We start from the raw sequence: 16,617 nt of genomic DNA, 5'->3' as shown, positions 1-16,617 counted from the left end.
GGGGCGCGCTGCATCGGGGCCCGGACCGGACGCAGTTTCGTGGATGGCTGCGGCACCGGAGGGCTGGGGGTCGCCAGTTCCGGCAAAAGGCGGGAGGGGGTATCGGCATCGCCCTGAACTCTGTGAACGCGGTCGCGCTCCGGGGATGTAACGGTGCGGTCCAGGTGTCCCGATGCCTTGATGACAGACGCTTGGTTATAGTGCGCGGATATACCACCGAGGCATATCGATGGACAGCTCTGGCCAGACACCCGTTCTTTCCCGCAGCAAGCGATCGTCCGGACCGCAGGGAACCCGGCTGTTCTCCGCCGAGGAACTGCGCCAGGTCGCCCGCGAGGCCGCGCCCGTCCTGCTCGGCCGCGCCAGCGCCGCCGCCCCGGTGCTGGAGGGTGCCACCGGGGCGCTCCAGGGCAAGCGGATCTCCCTGCGCTCGGGCCGGCAGACGATCGGCCGGCGCGGCGACAACGACATCGTGCTGGACGATCTGAGCGTGTCGGCCTCGCATGCCTGGATCATGAACCAGCAGAACCACTACGTGGTCATGAACACCCTGTCGACCAACGGCACCTTCGTGAACGGCAAGCGCGTCCACGAGGCGACCCTGCGCCACGGCGACCGCGTCCGCTTCGGGCAGATGGAATTCACCTTCCTCACCCGCGAACGCGGTGCCGGGGCGGCGGCCCGGCACGGCTGGCTGGCGCTCGGCGCCGCCGCGCTGGTTGCAATGGGAGTAGCGGCATGGTGGCTGGTCTGACCCCAGTCGCCGAAGAACGTGCCGTCCCGCCGACGGTGGGACGCTACCGCATCGAGGGCGTGCTCGGCGCCGGCGCGATGGCGGTGGTCTACGCCGGCTTCGATCCGGAAATCGAGCGCCAGGTCGCGATCAAGTGCCTGCGCAATGCGGTGGCGGCCGATCCGGCCTATCGCGCGCGCTTCGTCACCGAGGCACGCGCGGTCGGCCATCTGACCCACCCGCATATTGTCACCCTGTTCGACGTGGGCGAGATGGAGGACGGTCGTCCCTATATCGCGATGGAGCGGCTTTCGGGCGACACCCTGGCCAGCCGGGTGGCCCGTGAGGGCTTTCCCGCGTTGCCGGTGATCTTGGGCCTGGTCGAGCAGATCGCGGGGGCGCTCGATTATGCGCACGCGCAAGGTGTGGTCCACCAGGACATCAAGCCGGAGAACATAATGCTCTCCGACGGCTGGCAGCATGCCAAGGTGAGCGACTTCGGCATCGCCGAACGGCGCGACCCGCGCAGTCCCGGCGGACCGCGCCGCGAGGTCGGCGGCACGCCCGCCTACATGGCGCCGGAGCATCTGTCCGGCGAACGTACCGACGCGCGCAGCGACCTGTTCTCGCTGGGGGTGGTGCTGTTCTGGCTGTTGAGCGGCAAGTTGCCGTGGGAGGAAACCGGCGACGTCCGGCGCCTGCAGGCCGAGCGCCAGCGCCTGCCGCAGCCCACGCTGCAGCTGCGCGACGCGTTCACGCCTTCGATCCTGCTGGACATCGTGCAGACGCTGCTCGCGCCAGCGCCGCAGGACCGCTACCAGCGCGGCGCCGAGCTGATCGACGATCTGCGCCTGGCGCTGCGCGAGTACGAGCGCCTGCACGCGAAGCCGATCGCCACGCGGCTGATCTCGCTGCGGCTGCGCTGGGCCGGCATCCTGGCTGCGGTGTTGAGCCTGACGCTGCTGATCGGACTGGCGGCGATCTACACCCGGCAGAACGCCGCGGTCACCGGCCTGGCGCAGGACTATGGACGCTCGCTTGGCCGGATGGTCGCCAGCGAGGCGGCGGAAAACCTGTTGCTGGACGACCGCGCCGCCACGCGCGCGCTGGTGCAGGACATCGCGCGCAACAAGCAGATCTATTACCTGGCCGTGGCCAACCGCTACGGCGAAGTGATCGCCAGCACCCGCGCGGACGAGCAGGACAAGCCGCTGCCGGAGCGCACCAACGAGGAGTTCCTGCCGGGCGCGGCCGACATCGCCAGTTACCGCGTGCGCCTCCCCGACGGCGACGACTCCGGCGAAATGCTGGTGTTCGACGTGCCGGTCAACTACCAGACGGCCAAGGTCGGCCAGCTGCGGCTGGGCATCAGCGACGCACCGCTGCGCGCTGCGCAGAAGACCACGCTCAAAGCCATCGTGGCCGTGCTGCTGGTGACGCTGGCGGCAGTGACCGGTGCCGCCTACTGGTTGTTCCGCCGCCTGCTCGGCTTGCTGGACGTGCTCGGCGAGGCGATGCTGCGGGTCGGCCGCGGTGACTTCGGGCATCGCATCCGGCTGGTGCGCCACGACGAACTTGGCCGCCTGTTCACCGCCTTCAACCTGATGTGCAATGCCCTGCAGGCGCGCGAGCGACGACCCCGCCGGCCCGCCGTCAAACCGACGGTTCCGCTCGAACTACCTACCCGCATCATGCCCACCGAGCAGCGGGTGGAGGACAAGGCGACACGGCATTAGTGGTGAGCTTGCCGGGCGCCGGGGCGGAATCGGCTCCCTGTCACCCGCCGTTTCCTCAGTACTGCTTCAACCGCTGTTTGAGCTCCAGCGCCCGCGCGCGGTATACCGTCGCCGGCTCGAAGTCCGGTTCGATCGCCAGCACGCGGTTCCATAGCGAGATCGCCTGGTCCAGTTGCTGGTCGCGGTACAGCACGATCGCGCGCTGGTGATAGACCGCAACCAGCTGCTCGCGCAGCGCCTTGGCGTCCGCGCCGGAAGGCGGCAATTGCGGATCGACGTCCAGCGCCTGGTCCATCCGTTCCAGCGCCTGGCTGTGCTGGCCCTTGTGCAGCAACGCGAGGCTTTCGTCCTGCAGGTGGCGCGCCCTGGCCGTGCCGGAACCGTCGCCGGAGGGCGGCGCTGCAGCCGTGGCGTCGGGCGCCTGCACCGGACCTTCCGGTCGCGTGCCGGCGGCCAGTCGCGAGGCGGGCACGCGCAGCGTCTGGCCCACGCGCAGCATCGACGGATCGGCCGAATCGTTGTACCGCGCCAGGATCAGGAACCGTCCGCCGTCCCCCAGGAAACGGGCCGCCAGCGTGCTGTAGGAATCGCCTGGACGCACCACATACGGGCGCGAGGCGTGTCCCAGCGCTTCTTCCGGATCGACGGTGAGCTGGCGCAACACCGACTGGGCCGCGCGATCGTCCGGATAGACCTGCAAGTACCGGCGCAGTTGCCGCTCGCCCTCGGCATAGTGGCCCGACTGCAACTGGTCGTTGATGATGGAGGCCAGCGAGGGCGGCGGCGCCTCGTCGGCCGGGGCGCGCACCGGCGCCGAGGCGGGCGCCGGCGTCACCGTCACCGCCGGCTTGTTGTGGCCGCTCATGCGCGCCTTCAGTTGCTGCAACTGGGCGCAGCCGCCCAACCCGATCGCCAGCAGTCCGACCAGCACCAGCGGCCCCAGTCGCTGGCCCTGCGCGACATGGCGCGCGTAATCCGTGTTCTGCACCGATTGCCTCATACCTGTCCGATACCCAAGTCGCCCGCCATGCGGCGGCGGGCAAGGCGCTTCCACAGTCCACGACTGCGGGCGCGCAACCATTGCATCCAGCCTATCCGGGCGAAGATCAAGGACACATTGTCGCCGTCCACGCCGCCGCGCTCCACCGCCCGGGCCAGTGCTTCGTGCAGGGCCTCTCGCTGATTGCGCCGGCGCGCAAGCCGGGCGAGCTCCACGGTCGATAGCCGCTCCCACACGCCGTCGCTGCACAGCGCGAAGGACTGGCCCAAACGCAGCACGGCCAGACCGTGCTCAACCTGGGGCGGATGCGGCCCGCCCAGCCCGCGCAGCAGCATGTGCTGGTCGATGTCCTCGCCCATGGCCTCGGCCTCGAGCTCGCCACGGGCCACCTTCATCTGCGCCACGCTGTGGTCCTGCGTGCGGCCAAGGAGGCGTCCGCGCTGAAAACGGTAAAGCCGGCTGTCGCCCACGTGCGCCCAGCAGGCGCGGCGTCCGCGGATAAGCAGCGTGACGACCGTCGAGTGCGGTTCGGCGCCGATCAGTCCCTCGCCGCGCCGGCGCAACTCGGCGTGGGCGGACTGGCAAAGCGATTCGAGGAACAGCGGGCCGGGCTGTTCGCGCCACAGGCCCTGCTGCCACAACCGGTGGGTGACCTCGATGACGCCCGCGGACGCCAGCTCGCCGGCGCCGTCGCCGCCCATGCCGTCGGCCAGCACCAGCAACCGCGTATCGGTGGCCGGGTCATGCAGGCAGATGCAGGCATCCTGTTGCGTGGCGCGCCCGCCGCGTGCGCGGCCGGCCACGACTGACGGCACCGCCTGCGCTTCCTCGATCCCCTGATCCATCGTCCGGCCCCTGTCCGAAGATGGCCAAGAGCATACCGCCTGGGCCGGCGCAGTGCGGACCACCCGGCTTCGCGCTCCTACGGGCGAAAGGCACCGGTATGCCGGACGCGCGCGCCCGCAAGTGGCGCCTACATGTCGAACTTGGCGAGCTGGAAGCCGCGTTGGTGGTACTCGCGCCAGCGCTCGCGCGAGCCGGTGCGTTCGGCCTCGTCCGCGGCTACCACTTCCAGCACGCGCTCGAAGCGTCCGTTCGGACAGGCGTCGCGCAGGTTGATCAGCAGCGGTCGGTCGTCGGTGCCGATGCCGGGCGGCACGATCAGCACGGCGGTGTGCGCGTCGTCGTCGTCGCCCGCCAGCTGGTGCGGGATGTAGGCGTCGCTGTCGAAGTCCCACAGCAGTTCGTCGACCGCCTCGGCCTGCTCGAAATCGCGGGTGAGGATCAGCGTCGGCTGCTGCGCCGCATAGGCGCGTCGCGCCAGTTCGCACACCAGCAGCAGGGGCTGCTCGCGGAAGCGCGGCTTGTCGATCAAATAGAAGTCGGCGCGGGGCATGATCGACTCGGCAGGATGAGAGAAGTCCGGCGCCGCGCGTGCGGCGCCGGTGGCGGTCAGCCGGCGCGATCGATCAGCCACTGCGCCAGCAGCGGCACCGGGCGGCCAGTGGCCAGGCCCTTGCGGCCCTCGTCCCACGCGGTGCCGGCGATGTCCAGGTGCGCCCAGCGCTGGCCTTCGGTGAAACGCGACAGGAAGCAGGCGGCGGTGATCGCGCCGGCGCTCTTGCCGCCGATGTTGGCCACGTCGGCGAAACCGGATTCCAGCTGCACCTGGTAGTCGTCCCACAGCGGCAGGCGCCAGGCGCGGTCGAGCGTGTGCTCGCCGGCATCCAGCAACTCCGCGGCCAGGTCGTCGTGCTTGCTCATGAGGCCGGTGGCGTGCTTGCCCAGTGCGACGACGCAGGCGCCGGTGAGCGTGGCGGCATCGACGATGGCCTTGGGCTGGTAGGTCTGGGCCGTCCAGGTCAGGGCGTCGCACAGGATCAGGCGACCCTCGGCGTCGGTGTTGAGCACCTCGATGGTCAGCCCCGACAGGCTGGTGAGCACGTCGCTGGGGCGGTAGCTGTCGCCGTCGGGCATGTTCTCGGCCGACGGCACCACGCAGACCAGGTTGAGCTTGAGCCTCATGTTGACCGCGGCGACGAATGCGCCCAGCACGCCGGCCGCGCCGCCCATGTCGAACTTCATTTCTTCCATGCCGGCGCCCGGCTTGAGGCTAAGGCCGCCCGAATCGAAGGTGATGCCCTTGCCGACGAACGCGTAGGGCTTGTCGCCCGCGGCGCCGCCCTTGTACTCCAGCGCGATCAGTCGCGGCTTGTTCGTCGAGCCGCGGCCGACCGCCAGCAACGACCCGAAGCCGAGTTTTTCCATTTCCTCGTGGTCGAGCACGCGGCAGCTGACACCCGCGCTGGCCTCGGCGAACGCCTGCGCGCGCGCGGCGATGTAGGCGGGAGTGCAGATGTTCGGCGGCAGGTTGGCCAGCTCGCGGGCGAAGCGCACGCCTTCTGCAATGGCCACCGCCTGGTCGAGACCCGACTGCGCTTCGTCGCCGGCGGCGAAGGCCACCGACTTCAGCTCCGGCTGCGCGCTCTTCTCGCGCGGCTTGAAGGTGGCGGTGTAGCGATAGGCCGCGTGATCGGCGGCCAGCGCCGCGGTACGCACGCGCCAGGCGGCGTCGCAGCCGGGCACGTCGACCTCGGTCAGGAACGACACGGCCGAATCGACCGGGAGTTTGCCCAGCGCGCGGATCGCTTCGAGGTTCACCTTCTGGAAGCGCGCGGCGTCGAAACTCTTCTGCGCGCCCAGGCCCACCACCAGCACGCGACGGGCGGCCACGCCGGCGGGCGCGAACAGCACGCTGACGCTGCCGGCCTTGCCGTTGACGTCGCCGCTCTCGACCTGGCGCTTGATCGCGCCCTCGGCGGCACCGTCCACGCGGGCGGCGGCGCTGGTCAGCAAACCGTTCTCGTACACGCCCACCACCAGGCAGGGCGTATCGACGGTTTCGGGCGAGGTGCTGGCGGCGACCAGACTGAACTGAAGCGTCATGAAGTGGGTCCTGCAAGTCGGGAAAGGTACTAACCGGCTAGACTTGGCGCTTTAGCGCCGGCCTGCGGTGCGAGACATTCAATCCTATCGCATGCTGAGCATCCTCGACCGCTACTTCCTCCGCGAGCTGGCCCAGACGGTGGCGGCCACGGCCATCGTGCTGGTCGCCATCATCACCGGCACCACCTTCGCCAAGGTCCTGCAACAGGTGGCGGGCGGCAGCTTTCCCGCCAGCGTGATGTTCCCGGTGCTCGGCCTGCGCACGCTGGACGGCCTGACCAACCTCCTGCCGCTGGCCGGCTTCCTCGGCGTGATGATGGCGCTGGGCCGCATGTACCGCGAAAGCGAGATGCACGTGCTCGCTTCCTCCGGCATGGGTCCACGCGGGCTGCTCAAACCGGTGGCGATCCTGGCCGGCATCATCGTGCTGATCACCGGCGTGGTGTCGCTGTGGCTCGGGCCCTGGGCCGTGCGCACCGCCGACACGCTGGTGGCCGAGGCCAATCGTTCGGTGATCGCCGCCGGCCTGGACGCCGGCCGCTTCACCGAGCTGCCGGGCAAGGGCGGCATCATCTTCGTCGACCGCCTGAGCCGCGACGGCAGCGTGCTGGGCAAGACCTTCGTCGCCACCGAGAGCGAAGACAGCGATGGGGTCCGCCAGCTCAAGGTGGTCACCGCCGCGGGTGGGCAGCTGTACCAGGAGAGCAGCGGCGAAGGCCGCTTCATGGCGTTGCGCAACGGCTGGCAATACAAGATCCCGCTCGGTCGCGACGACTGGTGGCGCATGCAATACGCGCGCAACGACGTGGCGCTGTCCGACGTGAAGGCCGACGACGAGGAGGATCCCGCGCACTCGCAGGGAACCTGGGCGCTGGCCACCTCGCCTTCGCCTGACGCGCGCGCCGAGTTCGCCTGGCGCATCCATGCGCCGCCGATGGCGTTCGTGCTGCTGATGCTCGCCCTGCCGCTGTCGCGGCAGAGCCCGCGCGAGCCGCGATACGGGCGCATCCTGCTGGCGCTGCTGGGCTTCTACTTCTACTACCTGCTGCTGGCGTTGGGGCGCGCGCAGATCGGCAAGGGGCATTGGGCCAATTCGATGCCGTTGCTGCTGGTGCACCTGCTGGCGCTGGGGCTGGCGGGGTGGCTGTTCTGGAAGCAGCACGCTCCCGGCAAGCCGCGCGGCCCGCGCAAGGCGGTGGCGTGATGGGCTTGACGATCAAGCGGGTCGACCGGCTGGTCGGCCTTACGGTCCTTGGGTCGCTGCTGACCACCTGGCTGGTGTTGACCGGCTTCGACGTGGTGACCCAGTTGCTGCGCCAGCTCGGATTCGTGGGGCGCAACGGCTTCACCACGTTCGACGCGATCAGCTACGTGCTGGTCACCGTGCCGCGGCGCCTGTACGAGTACTTCATCTTCGCCGCGGTGATCGGCGGCCTGATGGGGCTGGGCAGCCTGGCCGGCAACGGCGAGCTGACCGCGCTGCGCGCCGCCGGCATGTCGCGACTGCGTATCGCCGCCTCGGCGGCGGGCGTGGTGGCCGTGCTGATCGTGGGCGTGACCATCCTGGGCGAGACCGCAGCGCCATGGGGCGACCAGAAGGCGCAGGCCATCCAGCTGCGCATGAAGGCCAACCACCTGGGCCTGTCCGGCAGCACCGGGCTGTGGGCCCGCGACGGCAAGCGCATCGTCAACGCCAAGGCCACGCTGATCAAGCAGGTGGAGGGTCACAACGTGGTGCAGCTGGCGGACGTGCGTGTCTTCACGCTGACGCCGGATGGCCAGATCGACCGTTTCGACTGGGCGCAATCGGCTGAGAACGACGGTCGGCAGTGGATCCTCAAGGGAGTGCGCACCACGACCCTCGGCGCGAACGGCACGCACACCACCGCCCGCGCCAGCGAGGGCTGGGACTCGCAACTCAACCCGCGCGTGCTGGAGCAGTCGGTGACCCAGCCGCAGTACCTGCCCATGCGCGACCTCTACCGCAACATGAGTTACCTCGAGCGCAACGGGCAGAGCCCGGGCGTCTATGCGGTGACTTTCTGGGGTCGCGTGCTGTACCCGTTCAACGTGCTGGTACTGGTGCTGTGCGCGATGCCGTTCGCCTTCGGCGCGCTGCGTTCGGGGGGCTTGGGCAAGCGCATCTTCGTGGGCATCCTGCTGGCGATCGGCTGGTACTTCCTGCAGAAGGCACTGGTGAACTTCGCCACCATCTACGGCGTACCGCCGCTGCCGGCCAACCTGCTGCCCGCGGGAGTGCTGGCGCTCGGGGCGTGGCTGTATTTCCGCAAGCGCAGCTGATGTCCCTTCAGGCGTGTTCCTGCAGGGTCCGGCCAGTCGAACCAGAGGGGCATGACATGAGCAAGCACACCGCCGAGCTGACCTGGACCCGCGAGGACCAGGGCTTCATCGACAACCGCTACAGCCGCAGGCACATGGCGCGCTTCGATGGCGGGGAGCAGTTGCTCATGTCTTCCTCGCCGGACGTGGTGCCGGCGCCGATGTCCGACCCGTCCGCGGTGGACCCGGAAGAGGCGTTCGTCGCCTCGCTGGCGAGCTGCCACATGTTGTGGTTTCTCAGCCTGGCGGCGCGCCAGGGCTTCCGCGTGGACAGCTACCGCGACGCGGCGACCGGCACCATGGGGCGTGACGATCACGGACGCACGGTCATGCGCGACGTGCTCTTGCGACCACGCGTGGATTTTTCCGGCAACGTCCTGCCCACCCGCGAACAGGTCGGGCAGCTGCACCACCAGGCGCACGACACCTGCTACCTGGCCCATTCCGTGCGCTGCGACGTGCGCTGCGAACCGGTCTTCGAGTGAGAGGCGTTCCGCCCGGCCTGGTGATTTTCGACTGCGACGGCGTGCTGGTCGACAGCGAGGCGATCGCCAACCGCGTGTTCGCGCGGATGCTGGCCGAGCAAGGGCTGGATATCGACGACCGACAAATGGACGAGCTGTTCCTCGGCCGCACGATGGCGCATTGCCTCGCGCTCGTCGTCGAGCGGCTGGGACGGCCCTTGCCGGACGATTTCGAGACCGAACACGACCGGCACCTGTTCGATGCGTTGGCGGCGGAACTCGCGCCAATTCCTGGAGTGGCGAAGGTGCTCGACGGACTCGCGCTGCCGTCCTGCGTCGCCTCCAACGGTAGTCCCGACAAGATGCGCTTAAGCCTGGACCGGGTCGGCTTGCTGCGGCGCTTCGAAGGCCGCCTGTTCAGCGCGGCCCACGTGGCGCGCGGCAAGCCGGCGCCGGACCTGTTCCTGCATGCCGCCGGCCGCATGGGCGTGGCGACTGCGGCCTGCGTGGTGGTCGAGGATTCGCCGGCCGGCGTCGCCGCGGGCGTGGCGGCGGGCATGCGCGTGCTCGGATTCGCCGCCCGGACACCGGCCATGCGCCTGCGCGAAGCCGGCGCGCATCGCGTGTTCACTTCGATGGACGCGTTGCCTGCCCTGCTGGAGGAGAGCGTCGCCAGCCCCGTGTAGCGGCGCCCTCGGGCGCGACCGCCATCGCTGATCGCGCTGGCGCTCAGCCTTCCGGCTGGCGCCAGTGGCGCGTGAGGCGGCCGATCAGCAACGGCACCAGTGCGAGCAGGGCGATCGCGCCCAGCGGCAGCAGCACGTCGCGATGCATGAACAGCCCGAAGCCGATCCGGTCGCTTTGCCTGAGCGCGTGGCCCAGGCCGGCGCCGATCGAGGTTTCGAAGATGAGCGCGACGGTTCCGCCCAGCCACGTGGCGCCGAGGAACAGCCACATCGGGCAGCGCAGCCACGCCAGGCAGACGGTGATCAGGCCGAACGGTGCGACCGGCACGAAGCGCAGGAACAAGGTGTAGCTCACGGGGTGCTGCTCGAAGCCACGGTGCAATCGCGCGACCAGCGCCGGCGGATGGCGGCTGCCCGCGCCGAAGGCGTAGCGGCTGGCCAGGAACAGGATCAGCGAACCGAGCGTCAGCCCGATCGACGACCAGGTAGTGCCCTCGACCACGCCAAAGGCGAAGCCGCCGGCGAAGATGATGATCACCGTGCCGGGAATGCCCGTCGCCATGGCCAGCGTCAGCAGGCCGATGTAGGCCAGCCGGCTGAGCCAGGGGTGGCTCGCGATCTGTACGTGCAGTTCACCCTGGTGCGCGACCAGTTGCTCGGGATTGAGCCGGTCCAGCGCCCCGGAAGCGAACAGCACCACGCCGGCGACCACCAGCAGCAGCAACGGCAACGCGGCGCGCAGCCGGCTCAATAGTGCGCTCCGCCCTGGCCGTACTCGGCGAGCACCGCGCGGGCCTGTTCGCGCAGGATGTCGCGGCGCACGGCGATGCCGCGGCGCTCGAGCTGGCTGATCCAGTCGGCCGGGAGCGGGCCTTCGTCGAAGGTGGTGAGCGACTCGACGTCCTCGCCGCGCGCGCCGATCAGCAGCTCGTCGATGCCCGCCCACACGGTGGCGCCATAGCACTGGCAGCAGGGCTGCGCGCTGGTGGCCAGGATGTAGCGGCCGTTGTCGCCCGCGTTGAGGCGGAAGCTCGACAGGCGCTGCTGGGCCAGCATGTAGGCCATCATCTCCGCGTGCGCCACCGAGCAGGTTTGCGGCACGACGCGATTGATGCCGGCGGAAACCAGGCGGCCGTCCTCGTGGAACACCGCCGCGCCGAAGGGACCCCCGTGGCTGCGCTTGATGTTCTGGCGCGCCAATTCGATCGCCAGGCCCACGCGCTCCTCGTCGGTGAGATAGCGCCGGCCCGTATCCGCGACTTCGCCGACCCAGGGCGGCAGGGTGAGGTGCAGTTGCAGCGGCAGCAGCACGTCAGGCCTGCTTGGCCCAGGTGTCGCGCAGCGTCACCGTGCGGTTGAACACCGGCGCCTCCGGGCGGTGGTCGATGCGGTCGGCGACGAAGTAGCCCAGCCGTTCGAACTGGAAGCGCTGTTCCGGTTCGGCGTTCGCCGCCGCCGGCTCGAGCCAGCCGCGACCGATGCGCTTGGCGTCCGGATTGATGTGCTCGATCCAGCTCTTGCCGTCGCTCTCGTCGTCCGGCGCGGGCGCGTCGAACAGGCGGTCGTACATGCGCACCTCGGCGGCGACCGCGTGGCGCGCGCTGACCCAGTGGATGGTGCCCTTGACCTTGCGGTCGGCGCCCGGCAGGCCGGCGCGCGACTCCGGATCGAGCGTGCAGCGCAGCTCGATCACGTCGCCGGCAGCGTCCTTGACGACCTCCTCGCACTTGACGATACCCACGCCGCGCAGGCGCACCTCGCCACCAGGGACGAGGCGCTTGAAACCCTTCGGCGGGACTTCGGCGAAGTCCTCGCGCTCGATCCACACGGTGCTGCCGAACGGCACCTCGCGCGTGCCGAAGCTCTCGTCCTTCGGATGGTTGGCGAACCGCAAGGTTTCCTCGTGGTTGCCCGGCAGGTTGGTGATGGTCAGTTTGAGCGGGTCGAGCACGGCCATGCGCCGGGGCGCGGTCGCGTCCAGGTCCTCGCGCACGCAGTTCTCGAGGATCGCGTAGTCGATCACGCTGTTCTGCTTGCTGATGCCGAGGCGCTCGATCAGCAGGCGCAGGCCGGCCGGCGTGAAACCGCGCCGGCGCAGGCCGCGCAGGGTGTTCATGCGCGGGTCGTCCCAGCCGTCGACCAGGCCCTCGTTCACCAACTGCGCGAGCTTGCGCTTGCTGGTGATGCAGTAGGACAGGTTCAGGCGCGAGAACTCGATCTGGCGCGGCTTGGCGGGCTTCGCCTCGAGCCCGGCATCGACGACCGACTGCCACAGCGCCGGATGCGCGGTCAGGTCGACGTTGTCCACGCACCAGTCATAGAGCGGGCGGTGGTCCTCGAACTCCAGCGTGCACAGCGAGTGGGTGATGCCTTCCATCGCGTCGGACAGCGCGTGCGCGAAGTCGTACATCGGATAGATCGGCCAGGCGTCGCCGGTGTTCTGGTGCGCGACCTTGCGGATGCGGTAGAGCGCCGGATCGCGCAGGTTGATGTTGCCCGAGGCCATGTCGATCTTCGCGCGCAGCGTCTTGCTGCCGTCGGCGAATTCGCCCGCGCGCATGCGCCGGAACAGATCGAGGTTTTCCTCGATCGAACGCTCGCGATACGGCGAGTTGCGGCCCGGCTCGGTCAAGGTGCCGCGGTACTCGCGCACCTCGTCGGCGGACAGGTCGTCGACATAGGCCTTGCCGTCCTCGATCAGCTTGAGCGCGGCGCGGTAGAACACGTCGAAATAGTCAGAGGCGTGGCGCAGGTCGTGCCACTCGTAGCCCAGCCAGCGCACGTCGTCCTTGATCCCGGCGACGAACTCGGGGTCTTCCTTGCCGGGGTTGGTGTCGTCCAGGCGCAGGTTGCACCAGCCGCCGAACTCGCGCGCGATGCCGAAGTTCAGGCAGATCGCCTTGGCGTGGCCGATGTGCAGGTAGCCGTTGGGTTCCGGCGGGAAGCGCGTGCGGATCGCGGTGTGCTTGCCGGTGGCGAGGTCCTCGCGAATGATCTGGCGCACGAAATCCCGCTGCACGTCGGCGCGCGGCATGTTCTCGTGGCTGGCGGCTTCGGCGGCGGTGTTCTCGCTGGACATCGGTGCGGCTCGGGCGGGTGCGGGCGGAAACAGGGGAGTTTACCCTGAGTTGCGCATCTGCCCGCGGATGGTGCGGCAGGGCGTCACGGCCGGGCCCGCCCGCTACAATCGGCCGATTCCCTTCCATCGAAACGCCCGATGCCTGCAGCCGGCCTGTCCATCCTCGATCCGCGCGTCCTCGAAACCGCGGCGGACCACCGTGCCAACTTCACCTCGGCGGTGCCCTTCCCGCACGTGGTGATCGAGAATTTCCTGGACCCGACCTTCGCCAGGGAACTGCTGGCATCGTTCCCCGCCTTCGAGCGCGGCAACAGCGTCGGCGACGACGGCACGCCCGGCGGCAAGTCGACACTCGATCGCATCCGCGGCGCCGGACCGGCCTACCAGCGCCTGGACGACGCGATCAAGAGCCCGGAATTCTTGAAGGCGGTCGGCGAAATCACGGGTATCCAGGGGCTGATCTATGACCCGTGGTACCTCGGCGGCGGCACCCACGAGAATCGCAACGGGATGGCGCTCGATCCGCACGTGGACTTCAACTTCCATCCCAGCGAGCGCTGGCACCGGCGGCTCAACCTGATCGTCTACCTCAACCCGGAATGGGAAGCGGAGTGGGGCGGTTGCCTGGAGCTGTTCCGCGATCCCCACGCCGATGCCAGGCCGACACGCTCGGTGGCGCCGCTGTTCAACCGCTGCGTGATTTTCGAAACCTCCGAGCGTTCCTGGCATGCGTTCGATCCGATCCGGCTGCCGCCGCAGCGAGCGGACCTGACGCGTCGCTCGATCGCGCTCTACTTCTACACGAAGGACCGGCCCGCGGAGGAAACCGCGCCGCGGCATACCACCTATTACGTCAACCGCCAGCTTCCCGGCCACATCGACGAAGGCCGCACGCTCTCGCGTGGCGACGTGGCCGAGATCAGGCAGTTGCTGGAGCTGCGCGACGCCCACATCCGCATGCTCTATGCGGAAAACACCGCGTTGCGCCAGGCGCAGGACCGCGGCTTGACCGGTCACCTGCTCTACCTGGCCAAGCGCGCCTACGTGCGGTTCCGCCGATAGCCCCGCAGGCAGCGGGGCTTGCCGCCCCACGGGGCGCGCAGTAGCGTGGCTGCATGCGCATCGCCTACCGAGCCGAAAGCCTGATCGACGCCCATCTGGTGAAGGATGCGCTGGAACGCGAGGAGATTCCCGCGTTCATTTCCGGCGAATACCTGACCGGCGCGGTGGGCCAGTTGCCGGCGCTCGACTATGTCGCGGTGATGGTGCCCGAGTCCTCCTCCGAGGCCGCCGACGTGGTGGTGCGCCGGATCGAAGCGCAACTGGCCGAGGCGCGCGCGTCGATCGACGATTGGGACGGCGACGCGCAGCTGGCGACCGACACGCCGTGACCGCACGGGCTCCCGCGATCGCGGCGCCAGCGGCGCCGCCGGCAGCGGTCGGCCGCATGGCGCTCGGCGCAATGCTGCTGTCCACCACCAGCATCTTCGTGGTGCTGGCGCAGGTGCCCCCGACCGTTTCGGCCTTCTACCGCATGCTGTTCGGTGGCGCGATGCTGCTGGGCTGGGTGGTGCTGACGCGGCGCTGGGTGCGCATCGGATGGCACGATCTCGGGCTGGCCCTGCTGCCGGCGCTGGGGTTTTCGCTGGACCTAATCTTCTGGCACCGCTCGATCCTCTGGGTGGGGCCCGGCGTAGCCACGTTGCTGACCAATTTCCAGGTGTTCCTGATGGCATTGGCCGGCTGGTGGGTCTACCGCGAGCGGCTGGGAACGTGGTTCGCGCCGGGCCTGGTGGTGGCGCTCGCGGGGCTGTGGTTGCTGGTCGGCGCGCATTGGGCGCTGTTCGACGCGCGGCACCGGCTCGGCGTGTGGTTCGGGCTGGCCAGCGGCGTGGCCTACACGCTGTACCTGCTCAGCTTCCGGCGGGCGTTGTCGGGGCACACGGCGCTGTCTGCGGCGCAATTCCTGGGCTTGATGAGCCTGCTGAGCGCGTTGTTGCTCCTGGCGTGGGGCGCGTTCGAGGGGGACACCTTCGCGCTGGTGACGGCGCGCAGCTGGAGCGCGTTGCTGGCGCTGGGCTTCTTTGGGCAGGTCGTGGCCTGGTTGCTGATGGTGCGCGCGATGCCGCTGCTGCCGGCCTCGATGGTGGGATTGTTGTTGCTGCTGCAACCGGCGCTGGCGTTCGTGCTGGACGTGCTGTTGTTCAGGCGCCCGACCGGCGCGGGCGATTGGTCGGGGTTGGCGCTGGCGTTGGCCGGCATCCTGCTGGGTACCTTGCGCGGCGCCCGGCAAAAATAGGATTTCCTCACAGGGCCACGTAATGCACGACTTCGAAACCCTCATCCGAGCTGTGCCCGACTTCCCGCAGCCGGGCGTCGTCTTCCGCGACGTCACGCCCCTGCTGGCCGATGCCGGCGCCTTCGCGCGCTGCGTCGATGCGCTGGCCGCGCGCTGGCTGGGCGAGGGCGTTCGCGCAGTGTGCGGGATCGAGTCGCGCGGCTTCATTTTCGGCGCCGCGCTGGCGCAGAAGCTCAATGCCGGCTTCGTGCCCTTGCGCAAGCCGGGCAAACTGCCACCGCCCGTGATGGGCGTCGATTACGCGCTCGAATACGGACACGACCGGCTGGAGGTGCGCGCCGACGCGCTGGCCCGCGGCGAGCGGGCGCTGCTGGTCGACGACGTGCTTGCCACCGGCGGCACGCTGGCGGCGGCGCAGGTGCTGCTGGATCGGCTCGGCGTCGAACTGGTGGGTGCCGGCGTGGTGATCGAACTGGAAGCGTTGGGGGGCAGGGCGCGTTGGAAGAGCGTTACGCCGCTGCACGCATTGCTGCGCTACTGAACGGTCGGCCTTCCAGCAAGGCGATCACCGCGTCGCGGGCCTGGCCGGCCAACGCGTTGCGCTCGTGCGGCGCCAGGCCCTGCGTGGTCAGCGGCTCGCCGAAGCGCACCACGATGCGTCCCGGCCGAACGTGAAACCCGGCGGCCGGCAACACGCTGCCGCTGCCTTCGATCGCCACCGGCACCACCTGTGCGCCCGCCTCGATCGCCAACTGGAAGGCGCCGCCCTTGAACGGACCCACGCGGCCACGACCGCGCGTGCCTTCGGGGAAGGCGCATAAGCTGGCGCCATCGCGCAGCAGGTCCACCGCCGCGCGCAGTCGCCGCGCCGAACTTCGCGCGCTGCCGCGCTCGATGAACACCATGCCCATCGCCCGCGCGTACCAGCCCACGAACGGCACCTTCGCAAGCTCCTGCTTGAGCACGAAGCGCACCGGCACCGGCAAGGCTCGGAACAGCGCGCAGATGTCGATCATCGACTGGTGGTTGGCCACGAACACGTGCGGTCGTGACCAGTCGATCCGCTCCATCCCGTGTACCTCCAGCCGCGCGCCGGCACCGCGCAGCAGACCCGGCGCCCAGCAGCGCGAGGCCATCCGCAGCGGCCAGTGACGCCCGCCGCTCAGCAGGCGCACCAGCAGCGCCAGGCAGATCCAGCCGGCGGTCCAGAGCAGGGTGAAAAGCAATTGCAGCGCATTGAAAAGCGCCCAGGCGAGGCGCTTCATACACGCGATCCGGAAAGTTTCATCACAAGGCGTCCCTGCAGGCTGAGCCGAAAATGATACGGGTCAACC

18 protein-coding genes are annotated in these 16,617 nt (G+C 69.4%); 10 read left to right on the top strand and 8 right to left on the bottom strand.

Annotated features, from left to right (window positions below; genetic code table 11):
- The first annotated feature begins 229 nt into the window (after positions 1-229).
- Positions 230-754 carry an FHA domain-containing protein gene (locus ACFWZ4_RS13620; protein WP_439705221.1) on the top strand — a complete coding sequence of 175 codons (525 nt, stop codon included), beginning with the start codon at positions 230-232 and terminating at the stop codon, positions 752-754.
- A complete protein-coding gene (locus tag ACFWZ4_RS13615; RefSeq protein WP_439705220.1) occupies positions 739-2,469 on the top strand; it encodes a protein kinase domain-containing protein in 1,731 nt (576 codons plus the stop codon). Before ACFWZ4_RS13620 ends, ACFWZ4_RS13615 begins: the two co-directional genes overlap by 16 nt.
- A 55-nt stretch (positions 2,470-2,524) precedes the next feature.
- On the opposite strand, the gene ACFWZ4_RS13610 is transcribed toward ACFWZ4_RS13615, so the two are convergent.
- The 4 genes from ACFWZ4_RS13610 to ACFWZ4_RS13595 form a co-directional block, all read right to left on the bottom strand.
- Positions 2,525-3,457 carry a LysM peptidoglycan-binding domain-containing protein gene (locus ACFWZ4_RS13610; protein WP_439705219.1) on the bottom strand — a complete coding sequence of 311 codons (933 nt, stop codon included), beginning with the start codon at positions 3,455-3,457 and terminating at the stop codon, positions 2,525-2,527.
- An 8-nt stretch (positions 3,458-3,465) separates the two neighbouring features.
- Positions 3,466-4,314, bottom strand: a complete 849-nt coding sequence (locus ACFWZ4_RS13605) for a PP2C family protein-serine/threonine phosphatase (protein WP_439705218.1) — start codon at positions 4,312-4,314, stop codon at positions 3,466-3,468.
- 128 nt (positions 4,315-4,442) lie between these two features.
- Positions 4,443-4,865 carry a DNA polymerase III subunit chi gene (locus tag ACFWZ4_RS13600; RefSeq protein ID WP_439705217.1) on the bottom strand — a complete coding sequence of 141 codons (423 nt, stop codon included), beginning with the start codon at positions 4,863-4,865 and terminating at the stop codon, positions 4,443-4,445.
- A 56-nt stretch (positions 4,866-4,921) separates the two neighbouring features.
- Positions 4,922-6,415 (bottom strand): leucyl aminopeptidase, encoded by a 1,494-nt coding sequence (locus ACFWZ4_RS13595; RefSeq protein WP_439705216.1) that lies wholly within the window; start codon positions 6,413-6,415, stop codon positions 4,922-4,924.
- 91 nt (positions 6,416-6,506) lie between these two features.
- On the opposite strand from ACFWZ4_RS13595, the gene lptF reads away from it, so the two are divergent.
- The 4 genes from lptF to ACFWZ4_RS13575 are packed head-to-tail and all read left to right on the top strand — an operon-like array spanning position 6,507 to position 9,905.
- The gene (lptF, locus tag ACFWZ4_RS13590) at positions 6,507-7,619 is read left to right on the top strand and encodes an LPS export ABC transporter permease LptF (RefSeq protein WP_439705215.1); all 1,113 of its coding nucleotides are present in this window, start codon (positions 6,507-6,509) and stop codon (positions 7,617-7,619) included.
- Positions 7,619-8,716 (top strand): LPS export ABC transporter permease LptG, encoded by a 1,098-nt coding sequence (gene lptG / locus ACFWZ4_RS13585; protein WP_439705214.1) that lies wholly within the window; start codon positions 7,619-7,621, stop codon positions 8,714-8,716. The genes lptF and lptG overlap by 1 nt, the downstream gene beginning before the upstream one ends.
- A 56-nt stretch (positions 8,717-8,772) precedes the next feature.
- Complete coding sequence (locus ACFWZ4_RS13580; RefSeq protein ID WP_439705213.1) at positions 8,773-9,240, top strand: OsmC family protein; 468 nt, start codon at positions 8,773-8,775, stop codon at positions 9,238-9,240.
- Positions 9,237-9,905 (top strand): HAD family hydrolase, encoded by a 669-nt coding sequence (locus tag ACFWZ4_RS13575; RefSeq protein WP_439705212.1) that lies wholly within the window; start codon positions 9,237-9,239, stop codon positions 9,903-9,905. The genes ACFWZ4_RS13580 and ACFWZ4_RS13575 overlap by 4 nt, the downstream gene beginning before the upstream one ends.
- A 43-nt stretch (positions 9,906-9,948) precedes the next feature.
- On the opposite strand, the gene ACFWZ4_RS13570 is transcribed toward ACFWZ4_RS13575, so the two are convergent.
- From ACFWZ4_RS13570 to ACFWZ4_RS13560, 3 genes are read right to left on the bottom strand one after another with little or no spacing between them, the layout of a single operon-like run.
- A complete protein-coding gene (locus tag ACFWZ4_RS13570) occupies positions 9,949-10,656 on the bottom strand; it encodes a TVP38/TMEM64 family protein (protein WP_439705211.1) in 708 nt (235 codons plus the stop codon).
- On the bottom strand, positions 10,653-11,213 hold the full coding sequence (locus ACFWZ4_RS13565) for a nucleoside deaminase (protein WP_439705354.1): 561 nt from the start codon (positions 11,211-11,213) through the stop codon (positions 10,653-10,655). Before ACFWZ4_RS13565 ends, ACFWZ4_RS13570 begins: the two co-directional genes overlap by 4 nt.
- 4 nt (positions 11,214-11,217) lie before the next feature.
- On the bottom strand, positions 11,218-12,984 hold the full coding sequence (locus tag ACFWZ4_RS13560) for a glutamine--tRNA ligase/YqeY domain fusion protein (RefSeq protein WP_439705210.1): 1,767 nt from the start codon (positions 12,982-12,984) through the stop codon (positions 11,218-11,220).
- A 138-nt stretch (positions 12,985-13,122) separates the two neighbouring features.
- Between ACFWZ4_RS13560 and ACFWZ4_RS13555 the strand changes: the two genes are divergently transcribed.
- The 4 genes from ACFWZ4_RS13555 to ACFWZ4_RS13540 are packed head-to-tail and all read left to right on the top strand — an operon-like array spanning position 13,123 to position 15,824.
- Positions 13,123-14,046, top strand: a complete 924-nt coding sequence (locus ACFWZ4_RS13555; protein ID WP_439705209.1) for a 2OG-Fe(II) oxygenase — start codon at positions 13,123-13,125, stop codon at positions 14,044-14,046.
- Between the two features lie 53 nt (positions 14,047-14,099).
- On the top strand, positions 14,100-14,375 hold the full coding sequence (locus ACFWZ4_RS13550) for a putative signal transducing protein (protein ID WP_439705208.1): 276 nt from the start codon (positions 14,100-14,102) through the stop codon (positions 14,373-14,375).
- Positions 14,372-15,283 carry a DMT family transporter gene (locus ACFWZ4_RS13545; protein ID WP_439705207.1) on the top strand — a complete coding sequence of 304 codons (912 nt, stop codon included), beginning with the start codon at positions 14,372-14,374 and terminating at the stop codon, positions 15,281-15,283. The genes ACFWZ4_RS13550 and ACFWZ4_RS13545 overlap by 4 nt, the downstream gene beginning before the upstream one ends.
- Positions 15,284-15,305: 22 nt before the next feature.
- Entirely contained in the window at positions 15,306-15,824 is a 519-nt protein-coding gene (locus tag ACFWZ4_RS13540; protein WP_439705206.1) for an adenine phosphoribosyltransferase, read from the top strand.
- On the opposite strand, the gene ACFWZ4_RS13535 is transcribed toward ACFWZ4_RS13540, so the two are convergent.
- Entirely contained in the window at positions 15,793-16,548 is a 756-nt protein-coding gene (locus ACFWZ4_RS13535; RefSeq protein WP_439705205.1) for a lysophospholipid acyltransferase family protein, read from the bottom strand. The genes ACFWZ4_RS13540 and ACFWZ4_RS13535 overlap by 32 nt on opposite strands.
- Positions 16,549-16,617 lie beyond the last annotated feature (69 nt).

The sequence above is a fragment of the Frateuria sp. GZRe12 genome, assembly GCF_051900535.1.
In the GTDB taxonomy this organism is placed as follows: domain Bacteria; phylum Pseudomonadota; class Gammaproteobacteria; order Xanthomonadales; family Rhodanobacteraceae; genus Frateuria_A.
The sequence above is the reverse complement of the archived record's forward strand: the minus strand, read 5'-3'. Positions and strand labels throughout refer to the sequence as shown.

Bases quoted from the DNA above. Each gene is read 5' to 3' on its own strand.
- ACFWZ4_RS13560 (WP_439705210.1), bottom strand. From the start codon at position 12,984: ATGTCCAGCGAGAACACCGCCGCCGAAGCCGCCAGCCACGAGAACATG.
- lptG (WP_439705214.1), top strand. From the start codon at position 7,619: ATGGGCTTGACGATCAAGCGGGTCGACCGGCTGGTCGGCCTTACGGTC.
- ACFWZ4_RS13550 (WP_439705208.1), top strand. From the start codon at position 14,100: ATGCGCATCGCCTACCGAGCCGAAAGCCTGATCGACGCCCATCTGGTG.
- ACFWZ4_RS13620 (WP_439705221.1), top strand. From the start codon at position 230: ATGGACAGCTCTGGCCAGACACCCGTTCTTTCCCGCAGCAAGCGATCG.
- ACFWZ4_RS13555 (WP_439705209.1), top strand. From the start codon at position 13,123: ATGCCTGCAGCCGGCCTGTCCATCCTCGATCCGCGCGTCCTCGAAACC.
- ACFWZ4_RS13595 (WP_439705216.1), bottom strand. From the start codon at position 6,415: ATGACGCTTCAGTTCAGTCTGGTCGCCGCCAGCACCTCGCCCGAAACC.
- ACFWZ4_RS13580 (WP_439705213.1), top strand. From the start codon at position 8,773: ATGAGCAAGCACACCGCCGAGCTGACCTGGACCCGCGAGGACCAGGGC.
- lptF (WP_439705215.1), top strand. From the start codon at position 6,507: ATGCTGAGCATCCTCGACCGCTACTTCCTCCGCGAGCTGGCCCAGACG.
- ACFWZ4_RS13540 (WP_439705206.1), top strand. From the start codon at position 15,306: ATGCACGACTTCGAAACCCTCATCCGAGCTGTGCCCGACTTCCCGCAG.
- ACFWZ4_RS13615 (WP_439705220.1), top strand. From the start codon at position 739: ATGGTGGCTGGTCTGACCCCAGTCGCCGAAGAACGTGCCGTCCCGCCG.
- ACFWZ4_RS13535 (WP_439705205.1), bottom strand. From the start codon at position 16,548: ATGAAGCGCCTCGCCTGGGCGCTTTTCAATGCGCTGCAATTGCTTTTC.
- ACFWZ4_RS13600 (WP_439705217.1), bottom strand. From the start codon at position 4,865: ATGCCCCGCGCCGACTTCTATTTGATCGACAAGCCGCGCTTCCGCGAG.
- ACFWZ4_RS13605 (WP_439705218.1), bottom strand. From the start codon at position 4,314: ATGGATCAGGGGATCGAGGAAGCGCAGGCGGTGCCGTCAGTCGTGGCC.